The organism is Aromatoleum aromaticum EbN1 (assembly GCF_000025965.1).
GTDB classification, from domain to species: Bacteria; Pseudomonadota; Gammaproteobacteria; order Burkholderiales; family Rhodocyclaceae; genus Aromatoleum; species Aromatoleum aromaticum.
The window spans coordinates 504,927-522,825 of the sequence record NC_006513.1 but is presented as its reverse complement, the minus strand read 5'-3'; the positions used below and the strand labels follow the sequence as shown (position 1 = coordinate 522,825).

Annotated in this window: 17 protein-coding genes and 1 tRNA gene; 14 read left to right on the top strand and 4 right to left on the bottom strand. The window is 63.1% G+C overall.

The window, feature by feature from the left end; genetic code table 11:
- Nucleotides 1–24: 24 nt before the first annotated feature.
- Both EBN1_RS02445 and cobA read right to left on the bottom strand, forming a co-directional pair.
- Nucleotides 25–1,761 carry a nitrite reductase gene (locus EBN1_RS02445; RefSeq protein WP_011236329.1) on the bottom strand — a complete coding sequence of 579 codons (1,737 nt, stop codon included), beginning with the start codon at nucleotides 1,759–1,761 and terminating at the stop codon, nucleotides 25–27.
- Between the two features lie 130 nt (nucleotides 1,762–1,891).
- Nucleotides 1,892–2,722, bottom strand: a complete 831-nt coding sequence (gene cobA, locus EBN1_RS02440) for a uroporphyrinogen-III C-methyltransferase (protein WP_011236327.1) — start codon at nucleotides 2,720–2,722, stop codon at nucleotides 1,892–1,894.
- A gap of 232 nt (nucleotides 2,723–2,954) precedes the next feature.
- Between cobA and EBN1_RS02435 the strand changes: the two genes are divergently transcribed.
- The 7 genes from EBN1_RS02435 (at nucleotide 2,955) to EBN1_RS02405 (ending at nucleotide 9,603) form a co-directional block, all read left to right on the top strand.
- A complete protein-coding gene (locus EBN1_RS02435) occupies nucleotides 2,955–3,326 on the top strand; it encodes a c-type cytochrome (protein WP_041645566.1) in 372 nt (123 codons plus the stop codon).
- A gap of 47 nt (nucleotides 3,327–3,373) precedes the next feature.
- Nucleotides 3,374–4,567, top strand: coding sequence for a cytochrome D1 domain-containing protein (locus EBN1_RS02430; RefSeq protein ID WP_011236325.1), 1,194 nt, complete (start codon nucleotides 3,374–3,376; stop codon nucleotides 4,565–4,567).
- 27 nt (nucleotides 4,568–4,594) lie between these two features.
- Complete coding sequence (gene ahbB / locus EBN1_RS02425; RefSeq protein WP_011236324.1) at nucleotides 4,595–5,632, top strand: siroheme decarboxylase subunit beta; 1,038 nt, start codon at nucleotides 4,595–4,597, stop codon at nucleotides 5,630–5,632.
- Nucleotides 5,629–6,108 (top strand): Lrp/AsnC family transcriptional regulator, encoded by a 480-nt coding sequence (locus EBN1_RS02420; RefSeq protein WP_011236323.1) that lies wholly within the window; start codon nucleotides 5,629–5,631, stop codon nucleotides 6,106–6,108. Before ahbB (EBN1_RS02425) ends, EBN1_RS02420 begins: the two co-directional genes overlap by 4 nt.
- Entirely contained in the window at nucleotides 6,105–6,692 is a 588-nt protein-coding gene (gene ahbB, locus EBN1_RS02415) for a siroheme decarboxylase subunit beta (protein WP_011236322.1), read from the top strand. Before EBN1_RS02420 ends, ahbB (EBN1_RS02415) begins: the two co-directional genes overlap by 4 nt.
- A gap of 83 nt (nucleotides 6,693–6,775) precedes the next feature.
- Nucleotides 6,776–7,981: a heme d1 biosynthesis radical SAM protein NirJ gene (gene nirJ, locus EBN1_RS02410; protein ID WP_011236321.1), complete on the top strand. Its 1,206-nt coding sequence runs from the start codon at nucleotides 6,776–6,778 to the stop codon at nucleotides 7,979–7,981.
- A gap of 17 nt (nucleotides 7,982–7,998) precedes the next feature.
- Complete coding sequence (locus EBN1_RS02405; protein ID WP_011236320.1) at nucleotides 7,999–9,603, top strand: nitrite reductase; 1,605 nt, start codon at nucleotides 7,999–8,001, stop codon at nucleotides 9,601–9,603.
- A gap of 40 nt (nucleotides 9,604–9,643) precedes the next feature.
- On the opposite strand, the gene msrB is transcribed toward EBN1_RS02405, so the two are convergent.
- Together msrB and msrA are read right to left on the bottom strand one after the other, a co-directional pair.
- Nucleotides 9,644–10,135 carry a peptide-methionine (R)-S-oxide reductase MsrB gene (gene msrB, locus EBN1_RS02400; protein WP_041645564.1) on the bottom strand — a complete coding sequence of 164 codons (492 nt, stop codon included), beginning with the start codon at nucleotides 10,133–10,135 and terminating at the stop codon, nucleotides 9,644–9,646.
- Complete coding sequence (msrA, locus tag EBN1_RS02395) at nucleotides 10,135–10,788, bottom strand: peptide-methionine (S)-S-oxide reductase MsrA (RefSeq protein WP_011236318.1); 654 nt, start codon at nucleotides 10,786–10,788, stop codon at nucleotides 10,135–10,137. Before msrA ends, msrB begins: the two co-directional genes overlap by 1 nt.
- Before the next feature lie 217 nt (nucleotides 10,789–11,005).
- On the opposite strand from msrA, the gene EBN1_RS02390 reads away from it, so the two are divergent.
- From EBN1_RS02390 to pheT, 7 genes are all read left to right on the top strand, one after another.
- Nucleotides 11,006–11,082 (top strand) — tRNA-Val (locus EBN1_RS02390).
- A gap of 154 nt (nucleotides 11,083–11,236) precedes the next feature.
- Entirely contained in the window at nucleotides 11,237–13,153 is a 1,917-nt protein-coding gene (gene thrS / locus EBN1_RS02385) for a threonine--tRNA ligase (protein WP_011236317.1), read from the top strand.
- 28 nt (nucleotides 13,154–13,181) lie between these two features.
- On the top strand, nucleotides 13,182–13,703 hold the full coding sequence (gene infC, locus EBN1_RS02380; protein WP_011236316.1) for a translation initiation factor IF-3: 522 nt from the start codon (nucleotides 13,182–13,184) through the stop codon (nucleotides 13,701–13,703).
- A 141-nt stretch (nucleotides 13,704–13,844) separates the two neighbouring features.
- Nucleotides 13,845–14,042, top strand: a complete 198-nt coding sequence (gene rpmI / locus EBN1_RS02375) for a 50S ribosomal protein L35 (RefSeq protein ID WP_011236315.1) — start codon at nucleotides 13,845–13,847, stop codon at nucleotides 14,040–14,042.
- Nucleotides 14,043–14,054: 12 nt separating this feature from the next.
- Nucleotides 14,055–14,414: a 50S ribosomal protein L20 gene (rplT, locus tag EBN1_RS02370; protein WP_011236314.1), complete on the top strand. Its 360-nt coding sequence runs from the start codon at nucleotides 14,055–14,057 to the stop codon at nucleotides 14,412–14,414.
- Nucleotides 14,415–14,481: 67 nt separating this feature from the next.
- Entirely contained in the window at nucleotides 14,482–15,513 is a 1,032-nt protein-coding gene (gene pheS, locus EBN1_RS02365) for a phenylalanine--tRNA ligase subunit alpha (protein ID WP_011236313.1), read from the top strand.
- Nucleotides 15,514–15,520: 7 nt separating this feature from the next.
- On the top strand, nucleotides 15,521–17,899 hold the full coding sequence (gene pheT / locus EBN1_RS02360; protein ID WP_011236312.1) for a phenylalanine--tRNA ligase subunit beta: 2,379 nt from the start codon (nucleotides 15,521–15,523) through the stop codon (nucleotides 17,897–17,899).

The window sequence follows — 17,899 nt, the reverse complement described above, 5'->3', positions numbered from 1 at the left end:
TGGCGGCATTCGCCGCCATGCAACTCAGTACACGTCGTGCTGGGTGTTATAGATGTTGAAGTGCCCGGTCGGCGTGATCAGCTTCGGATCCTTGATCACGGTCTTCAGTTCGAGCGTCTTGTCGTCGACGACGACGATCGCGGACTCCTTGTCCTTCGCCGACCACACCGAGAACCACACCTCGTTGCCATCCTTGTTGTATTCCGGCTGCACGACCCGCTTCGCGCCGTCGTCCTTCAGCCCCGCCCACTCGGCGATCGGCAGCACCTTCGAACCCGCCTGCAGGTTGCTCAAGTCATATACCGCCACGGTCTGGCTGACCTTGGCTTCCGGATGCAGCGGATTGTCGACATAGAGATGCTTCGACTTCGGGTGGGTCTTGATGAACAACGACCCTCCGCCCTGGCTCTTCAATGTGTCGACCATTTTCCACGCGTACTGCTTGTGCTTCACGGGATCGGTGCCGATCAGCGCGATCGTGTCGTCACCCAGGTGACCGGTTGCCCACACCGGACCGTACTTCGGATGCGTGAAGTTTGCGCCTCGCCCCGGATGCGGGATCTTGCCGACGTCGACAAGGCCGGCGAGCTTGCCGTCCTTCGCATCGATCGCCGCGACCTTGTTCGACTGGTTCGCTGCGACCATGAAGTAGCGCTTCGACGCGTCCCAGCCGCCGTCGTGCAGGTAGGGGGCCGAACCGATCTCGGTCGTCTTCAGGTTCTGGATGTCGGAGTAGTCGACCATCAGCGTCTTGCCGGTTTCCTTGACGTTGACGACGAACTCCGGCTTGAAGTGCGATGCGACGATTGCGGCGACGCGCGGCTCGGGGTGGTATTCCTGCGTATCGACGGTGAGGCCGCGGGTCGAGACGATCTTCTGCGGCTCGAGCGTGTCGCCGTTCATGATGACGAACTGCGGCGGCCAGTACGCGCCGGCGATCGCGTATTTATCCTCGTAGCCCTTGTACTTCGAGGTGTCGACCGAGCGGGCCTCGAGGCCGATGCGGATCTCGGCGACGTTGTCAGGCTTCTCCATCCACAGGTCGATCATGTTGATCTTCGCGTCCCGCCCGATCACGAACAGGTAACGGCCGGATGCCGAGATGCGGGAGATGTGCACCGCGTAGCCGGTCTTGACGATGTTGATGATTTTCTTCGTGTCGCCGTCGATCAGCGCGATCTCGCCGGTGTCGCGCAGCGTCGTCGAGAAGATGTTCGAGATGTTGTAGTCGTTCATCTTCTTATTCGGCCGCTGCTCGGGCGGGACGATGACTTTCCACGTCTCCTTCATTTGCGCCATGCCGAACTCGGGCGGTTGTGGAGGCGACTGCTGGATGTAGCGCGCCATCAGGTCGACATCGTCGTCGCTGAGTTCGCCCGACGTTCCCCAGTTCGGCATCCCGGCGGGAGATCCGTACTTGATGAAGACCTTGAGGTATTCGCTGCCCTTGGGGAGCGTTATGTCGGGGGTCAGCGGCTTGCCGGTGGCGCCCTTGCGCAGTACGCCGTGGCAGCCGGCGCAGCGCTGGAAGTAGATATTCCGCGCCTTGTCGAATTCCACCTTGGTCATCTTGGGAGCGTCGGGATTGATGTCCTGGTACATCTCGACGTCGGCCAGCGGAGAACCGCCGGCTTGGTACTTCGCCTCCGCTTCGCCGACATGTTCCTCGGTATTTGCCTGCGCGTATGCCTGAGACATTGCCATCGGCAGGCTCGCAAGCAGGAATGCACCGGTGGTCCAGCTTCTTCTCTTGCTACTCATGGTCTATCTCCCGTCATAAAGATTTTACGCAACACGGCTGACAGCCGCAGAGATTGAGCTTCTAAAGCGCCGGAATCCTTAACCTTGATCAAATTGCGGTCTTTTCCCGGCGATGACCCAGGGCGGGCGCTCATGCCGTGAGGGCGAGTTCCCGGAATGTGCGATTGTCATGGGCGAGGGAGTGGAGCGACACCACCGAGCCGATCATGATCAGTGCGGGCGATTCGAGCTGGGCGTGGCGTGCGGTGGCGACAAGGCGGTCGATGCGATCAGCGACGATGACCTGCCGGTCCGTCGTGCCAGCGTGAATCACGGCCGCGGGCGTGTCGGCAGGCAGGCCGTGGGCCATCAACTGGTGGCAGATGATTTCGAGCGCCGCGAGCCCCATGTAGATCACGACCGTCTGTTTCGGTCGTGCAAGGGCAGGCCAATCGAGGTTGACCGTGTCGTCCTTGAGATGTCCGGTCGTGAAGATCACCGAGCGGGCGTGGTCGCGATGAGTCAGCGGGATTCCTGTACAGGCTGCGATCCCGCAAGCCGCCGTGATGCCGGGCACGATCTCGCATTCGATGCCGCAGGCCAGCAGTTCCTCCATCTCCTCGCCGCCGCGACCGAACATGAACGGGTCGCCGCCCTTTAGCCTGACTACGTTGGTGCCGGTGCGCGCGAGTTGGACGAGCAGGTGATTGATCTGATCCTGGGGAAGGGCGTGATGTCCCGCCTCCTTACCGGCGTAGATCATTCGCGCCGTGGGGTTGATCAGTTCGAGAATGCCGTCGCCGACGAGGTGGTCGTAGACTACTGCCTGTGCGCCGGCCAGCAGGCGTGCCGCTTTCAGCGTGAGGAGTTCCGGGTCGCCGGGACCGGCGCCGACGAGATACACCTTGCCAGCCCGCGCGACTCGCGTCGGAAGATCGCTACCCCTTACCGCTGGATCGAAGCCGCCGATATTCTTGCTCATTAGAGCTCTCCGCTTATGCCGCGAATATGTGCGCCGCGGCCGATTCGAATGGCGCGAACAGGACGTTCGGGTGTCGCCACTTTATCCCTACTTGTAACCCGGGAAATTAACCGATATCAAGGAGGAGCAGGCTATGTCGCCGCGATACTCGGACGATGGCTGAACGGATACAGGGCGGCCTCCCGTCCAGAATCGCAAACCTTTCCTCCGCGGACTGACGAGGACCCCGAGAATGTTCTGTCGAAGCATCTTGATCGCAGCTTTTCTTCCGGCGCTGGTTTTTCCGGTTCACGCCCAGGGCATTGCTCCCGACGACACACGACAGTCCGAGCTGGTCCATATGGTTCGCCAGGACTGTGGCTCATGTCACGGCCTGACCCTGCAGGGCGGCCTCGGTCCGGCCCTCACTCCGGCGGCGCTGCGGGGAAAACCTCCGGAGGGGCTGATCGCGACGATTGTCGATGGTCGGCCCGGTACGCCAATGCCGTCGTTTCGCGGCCTGGTCGATGAATCGGAGGCTGCCTGGGTCGTGGAACGGCTCGTCGAAGGCTTTCCCGCGGATGGTGGCCCGGCGTCCACCCAACAGACGGCGGGCACGCGGTGACGGCGCCTTCGCCAGTCTGCCCATCGGCACCCGAAAAAGAGAGACGCATGATGTCCGGAAGCAAAGTGAAGCGTGCAGCATTGACTGTCTCGGTGCTCCTGCTGTCGGCGTGCGCTTCCCAACAGCCGGTCGCCTTGCGTGGTACCGGCGATCTCGGCGTCGTCGTCGAGCGCGCGACCGGACAGTTGCAGGTCATCGAGACGACGCATCGTCGGGCGCTCGCGCAGGTTTCGGGCCTCGGCGACCTGTCCCATGCATCGGTGGTGTTTTCACGGGACAGTCGTTATGCCTACGTCTTCGGCCGCGATGGGGGCCTGACGAAGGTGGATCTTCTCACGGCGACGATCGCGAACCGCGTGGTACAGGCCGGCAACGCGATCGGCGGCGCGATTTCCCAGGACGGACGCATCCTCGTCGCGCAGAACTACGAACCGGGCGGAATCAAGGCTTTCGACGCGGACACCCTGGAACTGCTCGCCGATGTGCCGGCCACCTACGGTCTCGATGGCAAGCGCTCGAAAGTCGTCGGGTTGGCCGACCTGCCGGGCAACCGTTTCGTCTATTCGCTGTTCGACGCGAACGAGATCCGGGTCACCGACCTCTCCGATCCGCGGCATCCGAAGACCGAGCGTTACCCATCCGGCAAGCAACCGTACGATGCGCTGGTGACGCCCGACGGGCGCTACTACATCGCCGGGCTGTTCGGCGAGGACGGTCTGTCGATGCTCGACCTGTGGCATCCCGAACTGGGCGTGCGCACGATCCTGCCGGGCTACGGCCGGGGCGAGCAGGCATTGCCGGTGTACAAGATGCCGCATCTGCGCGGCTGGGCCGTTGCCGCGGGACGCGCATACCTGCCGGCGATCGGCCGTCACGAAGTCCTGGTCGTCGAACTCGGCAGCTGGAAGGAGGTTGGGCGGATTCCGGTCAAGAGCCAGCCGGTGTTCGTGATGGCGAGGCCCGACGGCCGCGAAGTGTGGGTCAATTTCGCCTTCCCCGACAACGGCTGGGTCCAGGTGATCGATACAGTCGGAAACAGCGTCGTCGATACGCTGCAGCCCGGCCGGGCGATTCTTCACATGGAGTTTGCACCGAAAGGCGAGGAGGTCTGGGTGTCTGCGCGTGACGACAACAAGGTCGTGATCTACGGCACCGCGAAGCGCGACAAGCGCGCCGAACTCCCCGCCGCCAGCCCGAGCGGCATTTTCTTCACCAGCCGCGCCTTCCGGACAGGTTTTTAGGACATGCCTTGCACGAGCGCCACGCAGATGTGCATCACGACGATGGCCGGGCCCGGAGCGGTTCATCAACCCCATACGGCCACGTTTCGCCTGTTGAATGACTACCAACGCGGGTTTCCCCTCGTTTCCGAGCCGTTTGCCGCGATCGGCGCGGAATGCGGATTGGGCGAGCCGGCCGTTCTCGCCGCGCTGCAGAACTGGCTGGACTCCGGCGTCGTCAGCCGGGTGGGAGCGGTATTCGCGCCGCGGCGCGTCGGCGCGAGCGCGCTGGCGGCGCTCGCAGCGCCCCTGTCCCGACTCGAGTCGATTGCAGCCCGCGTCAGCGCGGTGCCGGAAGTCAATCACAATTACCAGCGCGAACATCCGCTCAATCTGTGGTTTGTGATCACCGCTGCGTCGGAACAGCGATTGCGACAGATCGCCGCGGAAATCGAGCGGGACACCGGCTGCCGCGTCGTCGTGCTGCCCCTCGAAGAGGAGTTCCACATCGACCTCGGCTTCGATCTCGGCGGTGCCGTGCGCCGCGCTGCCAGCGTTGCGACGGGGGATTTGCTCTCCATCGGCGAAACGCCCTGCGCGCTGCCGGGCATCGAGCGCCGGTTGATGCTCGCCTTGCAGTCGGGATTGCCGTTGCTGCCGCGGCCGTTCGACGCGCTGGGGCGCAGCGTCGGGCTCAGCGAAGCGATGGTCATCGACTTGATCGCGTCGTGGCTCGAAAACGGCCTGATCAAGCGTTTCGGAATCGTCGTGCGCCACCATGAGCTCGGTTTTTGCGCGAACGCGATGTGCGTGTGGGACGTGCCGGACGACCAGGTCAGCGAACTGGGCCGCAGTCTCGCAGCCGAGCCTGCAGTAACGCTTTGCTACCGTCGCAGCCGCGTCCTGCCGGACTGGCCGTACAACCTGTTCTGCATGATCCATGGCAAATCGCGCGAAGTGGTGCTCGACGTGCGCGAAGCCATCGCTGCGCGCCACTGCATGAATCGCTGGCCCGGCGCAGTGCTGTTCAGCACCCGGCGGTTCAAGCAGCAGGGCGCACGTTATCTGGCGGACGGCGACGCATGAGCCGGGCGACCGCGAAGGGGCAGACGCCGCTGCTCGACGACACCGACCGGGCACTGATCAACATGCTGCAAGGGGATTTTCCGCTGGTGCGCAACCCGTTCGCCGACGTCGCCATCCGGCTCGGGATCGACCAGGGGCAAGTCATCGACCGGCTGCAGCGCCTGCTCGATCAGCGGGTGCTGACCCGGTTCGGCCCGATGTTCCAGATCGAACGGATCGGCGGCGCGTTCTGCCTTGCGGCGATCAGCGTGCCGGAAGCCGATTTCGAGCGCGTCACGGCCCAAGTGAATGCCTTCGCCGAAGTGGCGCACAACTACCGTCGCGACCACGCGCTCAACATGTGGTTCGTCCTGGCGACCGAAACCCCGCAGGGCATCGCCGCGACGGCAAGACGGATCGAAGCTGCGACCGGGCTGCCGGTGTTCCTGTTTCCGAAGGAACGGGAGTACTTCGTCGAAATGAAGCTGGAGGCATGATGGCAGCGCACCGGGAAAATCCCGTCCTGCAGGACCCGAACGACCCCGCTACAGTGCCCGGTGTCGGCTACGACGAGGCGATCGAGCGGCGCATCATCATCGCGACCCAGGACGGCCTGCCGCTGGTTCCGCAGCCTTGGGACGAAGTGGCCCGGGAAGTCGGCCTCCCGGTCGACGAACTGCTTTGTCGTGTGCGCGCGATGCTCGAGCGCGGGGTCATCCGTCGCATCGGCGCGGTACCGAATCATTATGCGATCGGCTACACCGCGAATGGCATGAGCGTGTGGGATGTTGCGGACGAGTGGGTCGATGCAGTCGGCGAATTCATCGGTGCACTCGATGCCGTCACTCACTGCTATCGACGTCCGCGCCGTCTGCCGGACTGGCCGTACAACCTGTTCGCAATGGTTCACGGGCGCAGCCATGACGAGGTGCGGCAGCAGATCAGCGACATCGCAGACCGCATCGTGGCTCGCTTTCCCGGCGCCTGCCGCGGCCGCGAGGTGTTGTTCTCATCGGCAATCCTGAAAAAAACGGGGCTGCGGATCGGTGGCGCAGCAGGAAGCGTGCAGAAGCGCGGGTGAGTTTTCCCCTGCCATCCCCTTGACCGCCGTCATTTCCCGGCGGATCGCAGTCCGCTGTAATGGCCGCACTCAGGAGAGCCCGCATGTTTCGCATCTCGAACTTCATCCGCGAACTCGATCACCCCACGCCTCCGGGCCCGCACCGCAACGCCCCCGGGCCGGTGGTGATCTGGAACCTGATCAGGCGCTGCAACCTCACCTGCAAGCATTGCTACTCGATTTCGGCCGATACCGACTTTCCCGGCGAGTTGTCGACTGCGGAAGTGTTCGGGGTGATGGACGATCTCAAGGCATTCAGCGTGCCGGTGCTGATCCTTTCGGGTGGCGAGCCGCTGCTGCGCCCGGACATCTTCGAGATCGGCCGCCACGCGAAAAAAATGGGCTTCTATGTCGGCCTGTCGAGCAACGGCACGCTGATCGGCGAATCCAACATCGACCGGATCGACGAGATCGGCTTCGATTACGTGGGCGTGAGCCTCGACGGCATCGGCGCCACGCACGACAGGTTCCGCCGTCTCGAAGGTGCTTTCGATGCCTCGATGCGCGGCATCCGGCTGTGCGCCGCCCGCGGCATCAAAGTCGGCGTGCGCTACACGATGACCGAGGACAACGCTGCCGACTTGCCCGCGTTGCTGCGCCTCGTCGAGGACGAGGGTATCGACAAGTTCTACTTCTCGCATCTGAACTACGCCGGCCGCGGCAACAAGCACCGCGGCGACGATGCGCACCATCGCACGACGCGCGAGGCGATGGATCTGCTGTTCGATACCTGCCTGGCGCTGCATCGGCGCGGCATCGACAAGGAATTCGTCACTGGCAACAACGATGCCGACGGAGTCTACATGTATCACTGGGTCGCGCGCCGGTTTCCCGAGTGCGCCGAGCATATCCGTGCAAAGTTGCTGCAGTGGGGCGGCAACGCGAGCGGCGTCAACGTCGCGAACATCGACAACCTCGGAGTCGTGCATCCCGACACGATGTGGTGGCATGTGCCGCTCGGCAACGTGCGGGAGCGGCCGTTCTCCGAGATCTGGAGCGACCTGTCGAATCCGCTGATGGCAGGCCTGAAGCGCCATCCCCGGCTCCTCGGCGGACGCTGCGGCAAATGCAAATTCCTCGCGGTGTGCAACGGGAGCTCGCGCGTGCGTGCACAGCAGATCACTGGCGACCCGTGGGTCGAGGATCCGGCCTGTTACCTCAGCGACGAGGAGATCGGCGTGACGGCGGCCGACTACGGCAGCGAGCGGGTCAAGACCACTCCTTTCGTGCCTCGCCGCCGTCCTGCCTGACCCCACCGAGACATCGAATGAATTTTCTTCGTTCCAAAGCGGCAACATTCCGTCCATCAACCCGTCTTTTCGCCGTTCCCGTGCTGCTTGCGGCGGTCTTCGTCGCTTTCAGTTCGTCGGTGCGCGCTGACGACAGCGACATGGCGAGCCGTCATTACCAGCAATACTGCGCCTCCTGTCATGGGGGCAATCGCCTCGGCGCTAGCGGGCCGGCGCTGTTGCCGGAGAATCTCGCACGCCTGCGCAAGGAAGAGGCGCTGGAGGTCATCCGCGACGGCCGGGTCGCGACCCAGATGCCGGCGTTCGACGCAACGCTGAAAGCGGACGAGATCGCGGCGCTCGGCGCGTTGATCTACACGCCGGTCGTTCCGGCGCCGAAATGGAGCGAAGCCGACATCCGCGCGTCGCGCATCCAGCACGTCGATCCGGCGACGCTGGCGGCAAAGCCCGTGTTCGATGCCGATCCGATGAACCTCTTCGTCGTCGTCGAAGGGGGCGACCACCACGTCTCGGTGCTCGATGGCGACAAGCTCGAACCGATCCACCGTTTTGCATCGCGGCTTGCGCTGCACGGCGGGCCGAAGTTCACCAAGGACGGCCGCTTCGTGTTTTTCGGCTCGCGCGACGGCTGGGTGACGAAGTACGACCTGTGGAATCTCAAGGTCGTCGCCGAAGTCCGCGCCGGCATCAACACGCGCAACGTCGCAGTGTCGCCGGACGGCCGGCACGTCGCCGTCGCGAACTATCTGCCGCATACGCTGGTGCTGCTCGACGGTGACCTGAATCTGCTGAAATCGATCGACGTCACCGACCGCGAAGGCAAGCGCAGCTCGCGCGTCTCCGCAGTGTATGAAGCGACGCCGCGCAATGCCTTCGTCGCCGCGTTGAAGGACGTGCCCGAGGTCTGGGAAATCAGCTACGACCCGACGGCGGAGGAAATCCCGATCGGCTACGTCCACGACTACAAGCTGCGCGAAGGCGCGTTCGTTCGCGGCTACCTGAACCCGCGCCGCACTGAGCTCACGCAGGTGCTCGACGACTTCTTCTTCACCCAGGACTATTCGATGGTGCTCGGCGCATCGCGCGAGGGCGTCGGACAGGTCGTCAATCTCGACGTTCGCCGCAAGATCGCCGACCTGCCGCTCGACGGCATGCCGCACCTCGGTTCCGGCATCACCTGGGAGTGGCAGGGGCGGCGGGTGATGGCGAGTACGAACCTCAAGGCGGCCGAAGTCACGGTGATCGATCTCGAGGACTGGAGCGTCATCAAGCGCATCCGGACGCGCGGCGCGGGGTTCTTCCTGCGCAGCCACGAGAACAGCCGCTACGCTTTTGTCGATTCGATGATGAGCCGTGACGCGAAGAACATCCTCCAGGTCATCGACAAGCAGACGCTGGAGATCGTCAGGGAGCTCAAAGCCCCTCCCGGCCAGACGCTCGCGCACGTCGAGTTCACGCGCGACGGTCGTTACGCGCTCGCCAGCCTGTGGGAAATGGACGGGGCGCTGATCGTCTACGACGCCCAGACGCTCGAAGAGGTCAAGCGCATCCCGATGAAGAAACCCGTCGGCAAGTACAACGTCTGGAACAAGACCATGCGCGAGGAAGGCACGAGCCACTGAAGCGCGCGCGGCGCGGCTCAGGGCTCGGGCGCCGCAGCCGCTAGCCGGCCGCCGGCACGAATTTCAGCGCGACGCCGTTGTTGCACCAGCGCTTGCCGCTCGGCGGCGGGCCGTCGTCGAACACATGGCCCTGGTGCCCCCCGCAGCGCGCGCAGTGATACTCCGTGCGCGGCAGGATCATTCTGAAGTCGAGTTTCGTTTCGACGTGCCCGGGAATCGTCGTGAAGAAACTCGGCCATCCGGTGCCGCTGTCGTACTTCATGTCCGACGTGAAGAGCGGAAGCTCGCAGCCGGCGCATACGTATTCGCCCTTGCGCTTCTCGTCATTCAGCGGGCTGCTGCCGGCCGATTCTGTCCCGTCGTCTCGCAGTACGCGGAACTGCTCCGGCGTGAGCAGCTTTCGCCACTCCTCGTCGCTGCGGTGAATCTTCTCGATTTTCAGCGGCAAGGCTTCGGTGCTCTGCTCGACCGAACGAACGAGCGGCGCAGCCGCGCTACCGAAAAGCGCCGCAAGAAAGAGTCGTCTCTTCATCACTTTTTCTCTCCGTCATCCACGCCCCACAGGAATTCGAGCCGCTCGTCGCGCCCGCAGCGGTGCCGATAGAACTTGTAGCGCAGCGGATTTTTCAGGTAATAGTCCTGGTGGTATTCCTCGGCCGGATAGAATTTCGTCGCCGGCACGATTTCCGTGATGACGGGCTGGGCAAACGGTTTGTTCGCGACAAGCGCGGCGCGCGAGCGTTCGGCCGCGGCTCGCTGCCCATCATTTTGATAGAAGATCTGCGCCCGGTACTGACTGCCCCGATCGCAGAACTGCCCCCCGGGATCGGTCGGATCGATATTGCGCCAGAACACGTCGAGCAGCTGTTCATAGCTGATTTTCTCCGGGTCGTACTCGATCCGCACCGCCTCGGCATGCCCGGTGCGTCCCGACGAAACAGCTTCGTAGGCGGGGTTCGGTACGTGCCCGCCGATGTAGCCGGAGGTTGTCGACGCGACACCGTCGAGCCGGTCGAACGGCGGTTCCATGCACCAGAAGCACCCCCCGGCGAAAATCGCCGTGGCGGGCGATGTTGCCGGAACTGCATGTCCCGCGCCCGCTGCGGCCACTATCAACGCTAGCCCTAGCAGGCTCGCCAACCTGCCTGACAGTCGCGAAACAAAACCACCGTCCTGCGTCGTCATCGAGAGACCTCCTGTTTCACTGCAATTGGACCGCCAATGGCGGGTTTCATTTCCATCAATGCGCTTTCTCGTCCCTGATCCAGCCGTGCCGTACGAACCGGGTACATTCCGACCGTGAGGGGTTGAACGAAATCCTTGCGATAGAGGGCGGGCTGAAAAAGTTTTTCGGGGCTATTGCGTTGCATAGCGGGGATACCTATAATGCGCAGCTCTTAGCAGGCGCGTAGCTCAGCTGGTTAGAGCACCACCTTGACATGGTGGGGGTCGTTGGTTCGAGTCCAATCGCGCCTACCAACACATGGAGCCGGGCAGTGATGTTCCGAACTACTACCGAAGCCGGAAATTGAAAATCGGGCTCCGCTGTAGTGCTCCAGAAAAAAAGTGCGGTTCGCCCGCACTTTTTTTTCGTCCACAATTCGCCGAAACATTTGTCCGAGGCCTCGAGATCATGCCGAATATCACGCTTCCCGACGGTTCTGTACGCAGCTTCGATCATCCCGTCACGGTATCGGAGGTCGCCTCATCGATTGGTGCAGGGCTGGCGAAAGCGGCGCTCGCCGGCAAAGTGGACGGACGGCTCGTCGACCTCTCGTATCGCATCGAGGCCGACACGCCACTTGCGATCGTTACCGAAAAAGGTGACGAAGGCCTGGACGTGATCCGGCATTCGACCGCGCACTTGCTTGCGCATGCGGTCAAGGAACTGTTTCCCGAAGCGCAGGTGACAATCGGTCCGGTGATCGAGAACGGCTTCTATTACGATTTCGCCTACAAGCGTCCGTTCACTCCAGAGGATCTCGAGAAGATCGAAAAACGCATGGCCGAGCTCGCCCGGCGCGAGATTCCGGTCTCGCGCGAAGTGTGGCCGCGCGACAAGGCAGTCGAGTTCTTCAAGTCCCAGGGCGAGCACTACAAGGCCGAAATCATCGCCTCGATCCCGCAGGCCGAGGACGTGTCGCTGTATCGCCAGGGGGATTTCATCGATCTGTGTCGCGGGCCGCACGTACCATCGACCGGCAAGCTCAAGGTCTTCAAGCTGACGAAAGTCGCCGGCGCCTATTGGCGCGGCGACTCGAAAAACGAGATGCTGCAGCGCATCTACGGCACTGCGTGGGCGAAGAAGGACGACCTCGAGAACTATCTCCACATGCTCGAGGAGGCCGAAAAGCGCGATCACCGCAAGCTCGGCCGGCTGCTCGATCTCTTCCACATCCAGGAAGAGGCGCCGGGCATGGTGTTCTGGCACGCGAAGGGGTGGACCCTGTGGCAGCAGGTCGAGCAGTACATGCGTCGCACGATTCTCGACAATGGCTACCAGGAAGTCAAAACGCCGCAGATTGTCGACCGCTCGCTGTGGGAAAAATCCGGCCACTGGGACATGTACTCGGAACTGATGTTCACGACCCAGTCGGAGAAGCGCGACTACGCGGTCAAGCCGATGAACTGCCCGTGCCACATCCAGATCTTCAACCAGGGGCTGAAGAGCTACCGCGATCTGCCGCTGCGCATGGCCGAGTTCGGTTCGTGCCACCGCAACGAACCGTCGGGTGCGCTGCACGGCATCATGCGAGTGCGCAATTTCGTCCAGGACGATGCGCATATTTTCTGCGCCGACGAGCAGGTACAGACGGAAGCCGCCGCCTTCATCGAACTGCTGCAGAAAGTCTATGCCGACTTCGGCTTTACCGAGATCCTGATCAAGCTGTCGACGCGGCCCGACAAACGCGTCGGCACCGACGACCAGTGGGACGCAGCTGAAGCCGCGCTCGCCGCCGCGCTCGATGCCCAGGGGCTGGCGTACGACCTGCAGCCGGGCGAGGGCGCCTTCTACGGCCCGAAAATCGAGTTCTCGCTGAAAGACTGTCTCAACCGCGTGTGGCAGTGCGGAACCTTGCAGCTCGACTTCAACCTTCCGGTGCGGCTGGGAGCCGAGTACGTCGCCGAGGACAACGCCAAGCACTATCCGGTAATGCTGCACCGCGCGATCCTCGGCTCGCTCGAGCGTTTCATCGGCATCCTGATCGAGCACTACGCCGGCGCTCTGCCGTTATGGCTGGCTCCGGTCCACGCAGTCGTGCTGAACATTTCCGAAGGGCAGACGGACTACGCAACCGAAGTCGCCAGGCGGCTGAAGCAGGCGGGTTTCCGGGTCGAGGCGGATTTGCGTAACGAAAAGATTAACTATAAAATCCGCGAACATAGCGTGCACAAGCTGCCTTACCAGATTGTCATCGGCGAAAAGGAAAAGGCAGCAGGAGTCGTCGCAGTGCGCGCGCGGGGAGGTCAGGATCTTGGCCAGATGCCCCTCGATACACTGATCGAGCGTTGGCAGCGCGAAATTGAGGCGCGGTCGGGCTCGATCTGATTTTTTGGCATTCGTGGAGAACTGAACCATCGCTCAAGAAAAAAAGCAGCGCGTCAATGAAGAGATCAGCGCGCCCGAAGTCCGACTGGTCGGCGAGGACGGCGAGCCCCTCGGCATTGTTTCGCTGAATGCAGCCCTGAACGCGGCCGAAGAGGCTGGCCTGGATCTGGTCGAAATTGCGCCGATGGCGCAACCCCCGGTGTGCCGGGTGATGGATTTCGGCAAGTTCAAGTACCAGGAGCAGAAAAAGGCCCACGAAGCCCGGCTCAAGCAAAAGCAGGTGCAGATCAAGGAAGTCAAGCTCCGTCCGGCGACGGATGAGAACGACTACCAGATCAAGCTGCGGAACTTGAAGCGTTTTCTCGAAGAGGGCGACAAGTGCAAAGTCACTTTGCGCTTTCGCGGACGCGAGATGGCCCACCAGGAATTCGGGCTGCGGCAGCTTGAGCGTGTGAAGGCGGATCTTGAAGAGATCGGACAGGTCGAGCAGATGCCCAAGATGGAAGGGCGTCAGATGATCATGGTCATCTCGCCGAAGAAGAACCGCTGATCCGCAATACGGAATTTGCCCCCCCGCTCTCCGCGGGAGGCAACTACCGGCAGCAAGCCTGCCGGAAAACAAGTGGTGTCAGGTTGAAAATGCGCCGCATGGCGACGCTACCTGACGGCATTCATAAACCTGGAGTTAGCAATGCCCAAGATGAAGACCAAGAGCGGAGCCGCGAAGCGGTTCAAGGTTCGCGCTAGTGGCGGGATCAAGCGGTCCCAGGCGTTCAAGCGCCACATCCTTACCAAGAAAACCACCAAGAGCAAGCGCCAGCTGCGCGGCATGACGGGAGTCCACGCTGCCGATGAAAAGCTGATCCGCGCAATGCTGCCTTACGCTTGATAGGAGACCGCCATGTCCAGAGTTAAACGTGGAGTAACGGCGCGCGCGCGTCACAAGAAGGTTCTCGATCAGGCCAAGGGTTACCGCGGTCGCCGCAAGAACGTTTATCGTATCGCCAAGCAGGCGGTGATGAAGGCCGGGCAATACGCCTACCGTGACCGCCGCCAGCGCAAACGCCAGTTCCGCGCGCTGTGGATTGCGCGGATCAACGCCGCCGCGCGTGAAGTCGGGCTGACGTACAGCACCTTCATGAACGGCCTGAAAAAGGCAGCGATCGAAGTGGATCGCAAAGTTCTGGCCGATCTGGCTGTGTTCGACAAACCCGCATTTGCGGCGCTTGCCGACCAAGCCCGGGCCAAACTCGCTGCGTAATAGCATGCGGCATGAAAAAAGGAGGCCTGGCCTCCTTTTTTTTTCCTGAATTTTCCACGGCAAGCAAATGGATAAGCTCGATCAACTTGTTCAACAGGCGGCGGCGGAGTTCGCCGCGGCAGCGGACGGCGTCCAGCTCGAACAGGCCAAGGCGCGCTACCTCGGCAAGACCGGAGCGCTGACCGAGCGGCTGAAAGGCCTGGGCAAGCTCGCCGCAGAGGAGCGTCGCGTCGCCGGCGCCGAGATCAATCGCGCAAAAGATGCGATCGAGGCGGCCCTCGAAGCCCGGCGCCAGGCGCTGCGCGAAGCGGTACTGGTCGCCCAGCTCGCTGCCGAAGCGCTCGACGTGACGCTGCCGGGACGAGGCGCCGCGCAGGGGGGGCTGCATCCTGTCAGCCGGACGCTGGAACGCATCGAAGCGCTGTTTCGTTCGATCGGCTTCGTCGTCGCCGATGGTCCGGAAGTCGAAACCGACTGGCATAACTTCACTGCGCTGAACACGCCGGAAAACCATCCGGCGCGCTCGATGCACGACACTTTCTACCTCGAAGGACACGAGGACGTACTGTTGCGGACTCACACCAGCCCGGTGCAGATCCGCACGATGCTCGATCACGTCGCGCGCTACGGCGATCGCGAGTCGATGCCGGAGATTCGCGTGATCGTTCCGGGACGGGTGTATCGCGTCGACTCCGATGCGACGCATTCGCCGATGTTCCATCAGGTCGAAGGCCTGTGGGTCGGAGAATCGGTGAGTTTTGCCGATCTCAAGGGCGTGATCGCCGATTTCCTGCGCAAGTTCTTCGAGACCGAAGAGCTCCAGGTCCGCTTCCGCCCGTCGTTCTTCCCGTTCACCGAGCCGAGCGCCGAGATCGATGTCGCGTTCATGAGCGGGGCGCTGAAAGGCCGCTGGCTCGAAATCGCCGGCTGCGGGATGGTTCATCCGAACGTGTTGCGCTTTGGCGGGATCGATCCCGAACGCTACACCGGCTTCGCGTTCGGCATGGGTCCCGACCGGCTGACGATGCTGCGCTACGGCGTCAACGATCTGCGCCTCTTCTTCGAAGGCGATCTGCGCTTCTTGAGCCAATTCAGGTAATCGAATCATGCAATTTTCGGAACACTGGTTGCGGAGTCTCGTCAATCCTCCGCTCGACAGCGAGTCCCTCGGCCACCTGCTGACGATGGCGGGTCTCGAAGTCGAGGAGGCCGTGCCCGCCGCAGCGGCATTTTCAGGCGTCGTCGTCGGTCGCATCATCGAGGCCGAGAAGCATCCGAACGCCGACAAGCTGAAGCTCTGCAAGGTGGACGTGGGGCAGGACGAGTTGCTGCAGATCGTCTGCGGCGCGCCGAATGCGGCAGCGGGCCTGCGCGTTCCCTGCGCGATGGTCGGGGCAAAACTTCCCGGCTTCGACATCAAGGCGGCAAAGCTGCGCGGCGTCGAATCCTTCGGCATGCTCTGTTCGGCGCGAGAACTCGGATTGTCCGACGACCACGGGGGCTTGCTCGAGTTGCCGGACAATGCTCCGATCGGGCAGGACATCCGGAATTTCCTCGCGCTCGACGACACGCTCTTCACGATCAAGCTCACCCCGAACCGCTCGGACTGTCTCAGCCTTGCCGGTGTCGCGCGCGAAGTCGCGGCCTTGACCGGCCAGCCGTTCGCGCTGCCGCAGATCGAAGCGGTGGTACCGGCCATCGATGATCGCCGGCCGGTCGTCCTCGACGCTCCGGACGGTTGCCCGCGTTATTGCAGCCGCATCGTTCGCGGCGTCGATGCGAAGGCGCCGACGCCCGACTGGATGAAGCAGCGCCTGCAGCGCAGCGGCGTGCGCTCGATCAGCGCGCTGGTCGACGTGACCAACTACGTGATGCTTGAACTGGGACAGCCGCTGCACGCATTCGACAATGCAAAGCTCGTCGGCGCGATCCACGTCCGCTATCCGCACGCAGGCGAAAAAGTGCTGCTGCTCAACGAGCAGACCGTTGTTCCGGCGGCCGACACGCTGCTGATCGCGGACGAGGCGCGTGCGTTGGCGCTCGCCGGCATCATGGGCGGTGAAGACAGCGGCATCACGCTCGACACCGTCGACGTGTTCCTCGAGAGCGCATTCTTCGCGCCGGCGGCCATCGCCGGGCGCGCGCGCAGCTACGGCTTCGTCTCGGATGCATCCCATCGTTTCGAGCGCGGCGTCGATTTCGAACTCCCCGCACGGGCGATCGAGCGTGCAACCCGGCTCATTCTCGACATCTGCGGCGGCACCGCAGGGCCCGCCGATGAAACGGTGGCCAAGGACCACCTGCCGGAGCGCCCGGCAGTTCGATTGCGTCCCGCGCGCGCGCGCCGCCTGCTTGGTATCGATCTCGGCGACGACGCGATCGTGAGGCTGCTCGAGGGCGTGCATCTGTCGGTCGAGCGTGAGGGTGACGCGCTGCTTGTCACGCCGCCGTCATTCCGCTTCGACATCGAGATCGAGGAAGATCTGATCGAGGAGGTGGCGCGCCTGCACGGCTACGACGCCATTCCGGCCTGCGCGCCGCAAGGTTCCCTGATGATGCTCGACCGTTCCGAGTCGGGCCGTTCGGCGTGGGATGTCCGCCATCTTCTGGCGGCGCGCGATTTCCAGGAGGTCGTCAACTACGCGTTCGTCGAGGAAGCCTGGGAACGGGATTTCTGTGCGAATGCCGAACCGATCCGCCTGGCCAATCCGATCGCGAGCCAGATGAGCGTGATGCGCTCCAGCCTGATCCCGGGCTTGGCGGCGAACCTGGTCGCGAATCGCAAGCGCCAGCAGGCCAGGGTGCGCGTGTTCGAAATCGGTCGCTGCTTCGAACGCAAGGCGGACGGCGAGCCGGTCGCCGGCTTTCAGCAACCGCTACGCGTTGCGGGGCTCGCCGCCGGTCTTGCGTTGCCCGAACAGTGGGGCGCTGCGAGCCGCCAGGTCGATTTCTATGACGTGAAGAGCGACGTGGAAGCGCTTTTCGCACCGCGCGCACTCGGCTTCGAACGGCTGTCGGACCCCGCGCTGCATCCTGGGCGCGCCGCGAGCATCCTGCTCGATGGACGGCGTATCGGACTCCTCGGCGAGATCCACCCGGTATGGGTGCAACGCTATGAAATGGGAACGGCGCCCGTCGTGTTCGAGATCGAACTGGACGCCGCGCTGCTGGCAGATCTCCCGGCGTATCGCGAGATTTCCCGCCAGCCCGCAGTCACGCGCGACGTCGCCCTGGTCGTCGAACAGGCGCTGACCGCTGCGCGCGTGATCGAGGTCATGCAAGAGGCCGCCCCGACGATTGTCATGGGAATGGAGTTATTCGATATCTATCATGGCAAAGGCATCGATCCGGGAAAAAAGAGCCTTGCGTTCAGGGTGTTGATGCAAGATACTCAGCGCACGCTCGAAGATGCCGAAGTGGATGCGGCGGTCGAAGCGATCGTCCGCCATACGGAAACCTCCTTGGGGGCGCGGCTGCGTGGATAG

What these genes read in the sequence shown, in the direction of transcription:
- pheS (WP_011236313.1), top strand. Translation starts at nt 14,482, where the DNA reads ATGGATAAGCTCGATCAACTTGTTCAACAGGCGGCGGCGGAGTTCGCC.
- rplT (WP_011236314.1), top strand. Translation starts at nt 14,055, where the DNA reads ATGTCCAGAGTTAAACGTGGAGTAACGGCGCGCGCGCGTCACAAGAAG.
- rpmI (WP_011236315.1), top strand. Translation starts at nt 13,845, where the DNA reads ATGCCCAAGATGAAGACCAAGAGCGGAGCCGCGAAGCGGTTCAAGGTT.
- thrS (WP_011236317.1), top strand. Translation starts at nt 11,237, where the DNA reads ATGCCGAATATCACGCTTCCCGACGGTTCTGTACGCAGCTTCGATCAT.
- cobA (WP_011236327.1), bottom strand. Translation starts at nt 2,722, where the DNA reads ATGAGCAAGAATATCGGCGGCTTCGATCCAGCGGTAAGGGGTAGCGAT.
- EBN1_RS02435 (WP_041645566.1), top strand. Translation starts at nt 2,955, where the DNA reads ATGTTCTGTCGAAGCATCTTGATCGCAGCTTTTCTTCCGGCGCTGGTT.
- ahbB (WP_011236322.1), top strand. Translation starts at nt 6,105, where the DNA reads ATGATGGCAGCGCACCGGGAAAATCCCGTCCTGCAGGACCCGAACGAC.
- EBN1_RS02420 (WP_011236323.1), top strand. Translation starts at nt 5,629, where the DNA reads ATGAGCCGGGCGACCGCGAAGGGGCAGACGCCGCTGCTCGACGACACC.
- msrB (WP_041645564.1), bottom strand. Translation starts at nt 10,135, where the DNA reads ATGAAGAGACGACTCTTTCTTGCGGCGCTTTTCGGTAGCGCGGCTGCG.
- EBN1_RS02445 (WP_011236329.1), bottom strand. Translation starts at nt 1,761, where the DNA reads ATGAGTAGCAAGAGAAGAAGCTGGACCACCGGTGCATTCCTGCTTGCG.
- ahbB (WP_011236324.1), top strand. Translation starts at nt 4,595, where the DNA reads ATGTGCATCACGACGATGGCCGGGCCCGGAGCGGTTCATCAACCCCAT.
- nirJ (WP_011236321.1), top strand. Translation starts at nt 6,776, where the DNA reads ATGTTTCGCATCTCGAACTTCATCCGCGAACTCGATCACCCCACGCCT.
- pheT (WP_011236312.1), top strand. Translation starts at nt 15,521, where the DNA reads ATGCAATTTTCGGAACACTGGTTGCGGAGTCTCGTCAATCCTCCGCTC.
- EBN1_RS02405 (WP_011236320.1), top strand. Translation starts at nt 7,999, where the DNA reads ATGAATTTTCTTCGTTCCAAAGCGGCAACATTCCGTCCATCAACCCGT.
- msrA (WP_011236318.1), bottom strand. Translation starts at nt 10,788, where the DNA reads ATGACGACGCAGGACGGTGGTTTTGTTTCGCGACTGTCAGGCAGGTTG.
- EBN1_RS02430 (WP_011236325.1), top strand. Translation starts at nt 3,374, where the DNA reads ATGATGTCCGGAAGCAAAGTGAAGCGTGCAGCATTGACTGTCTCGGTG.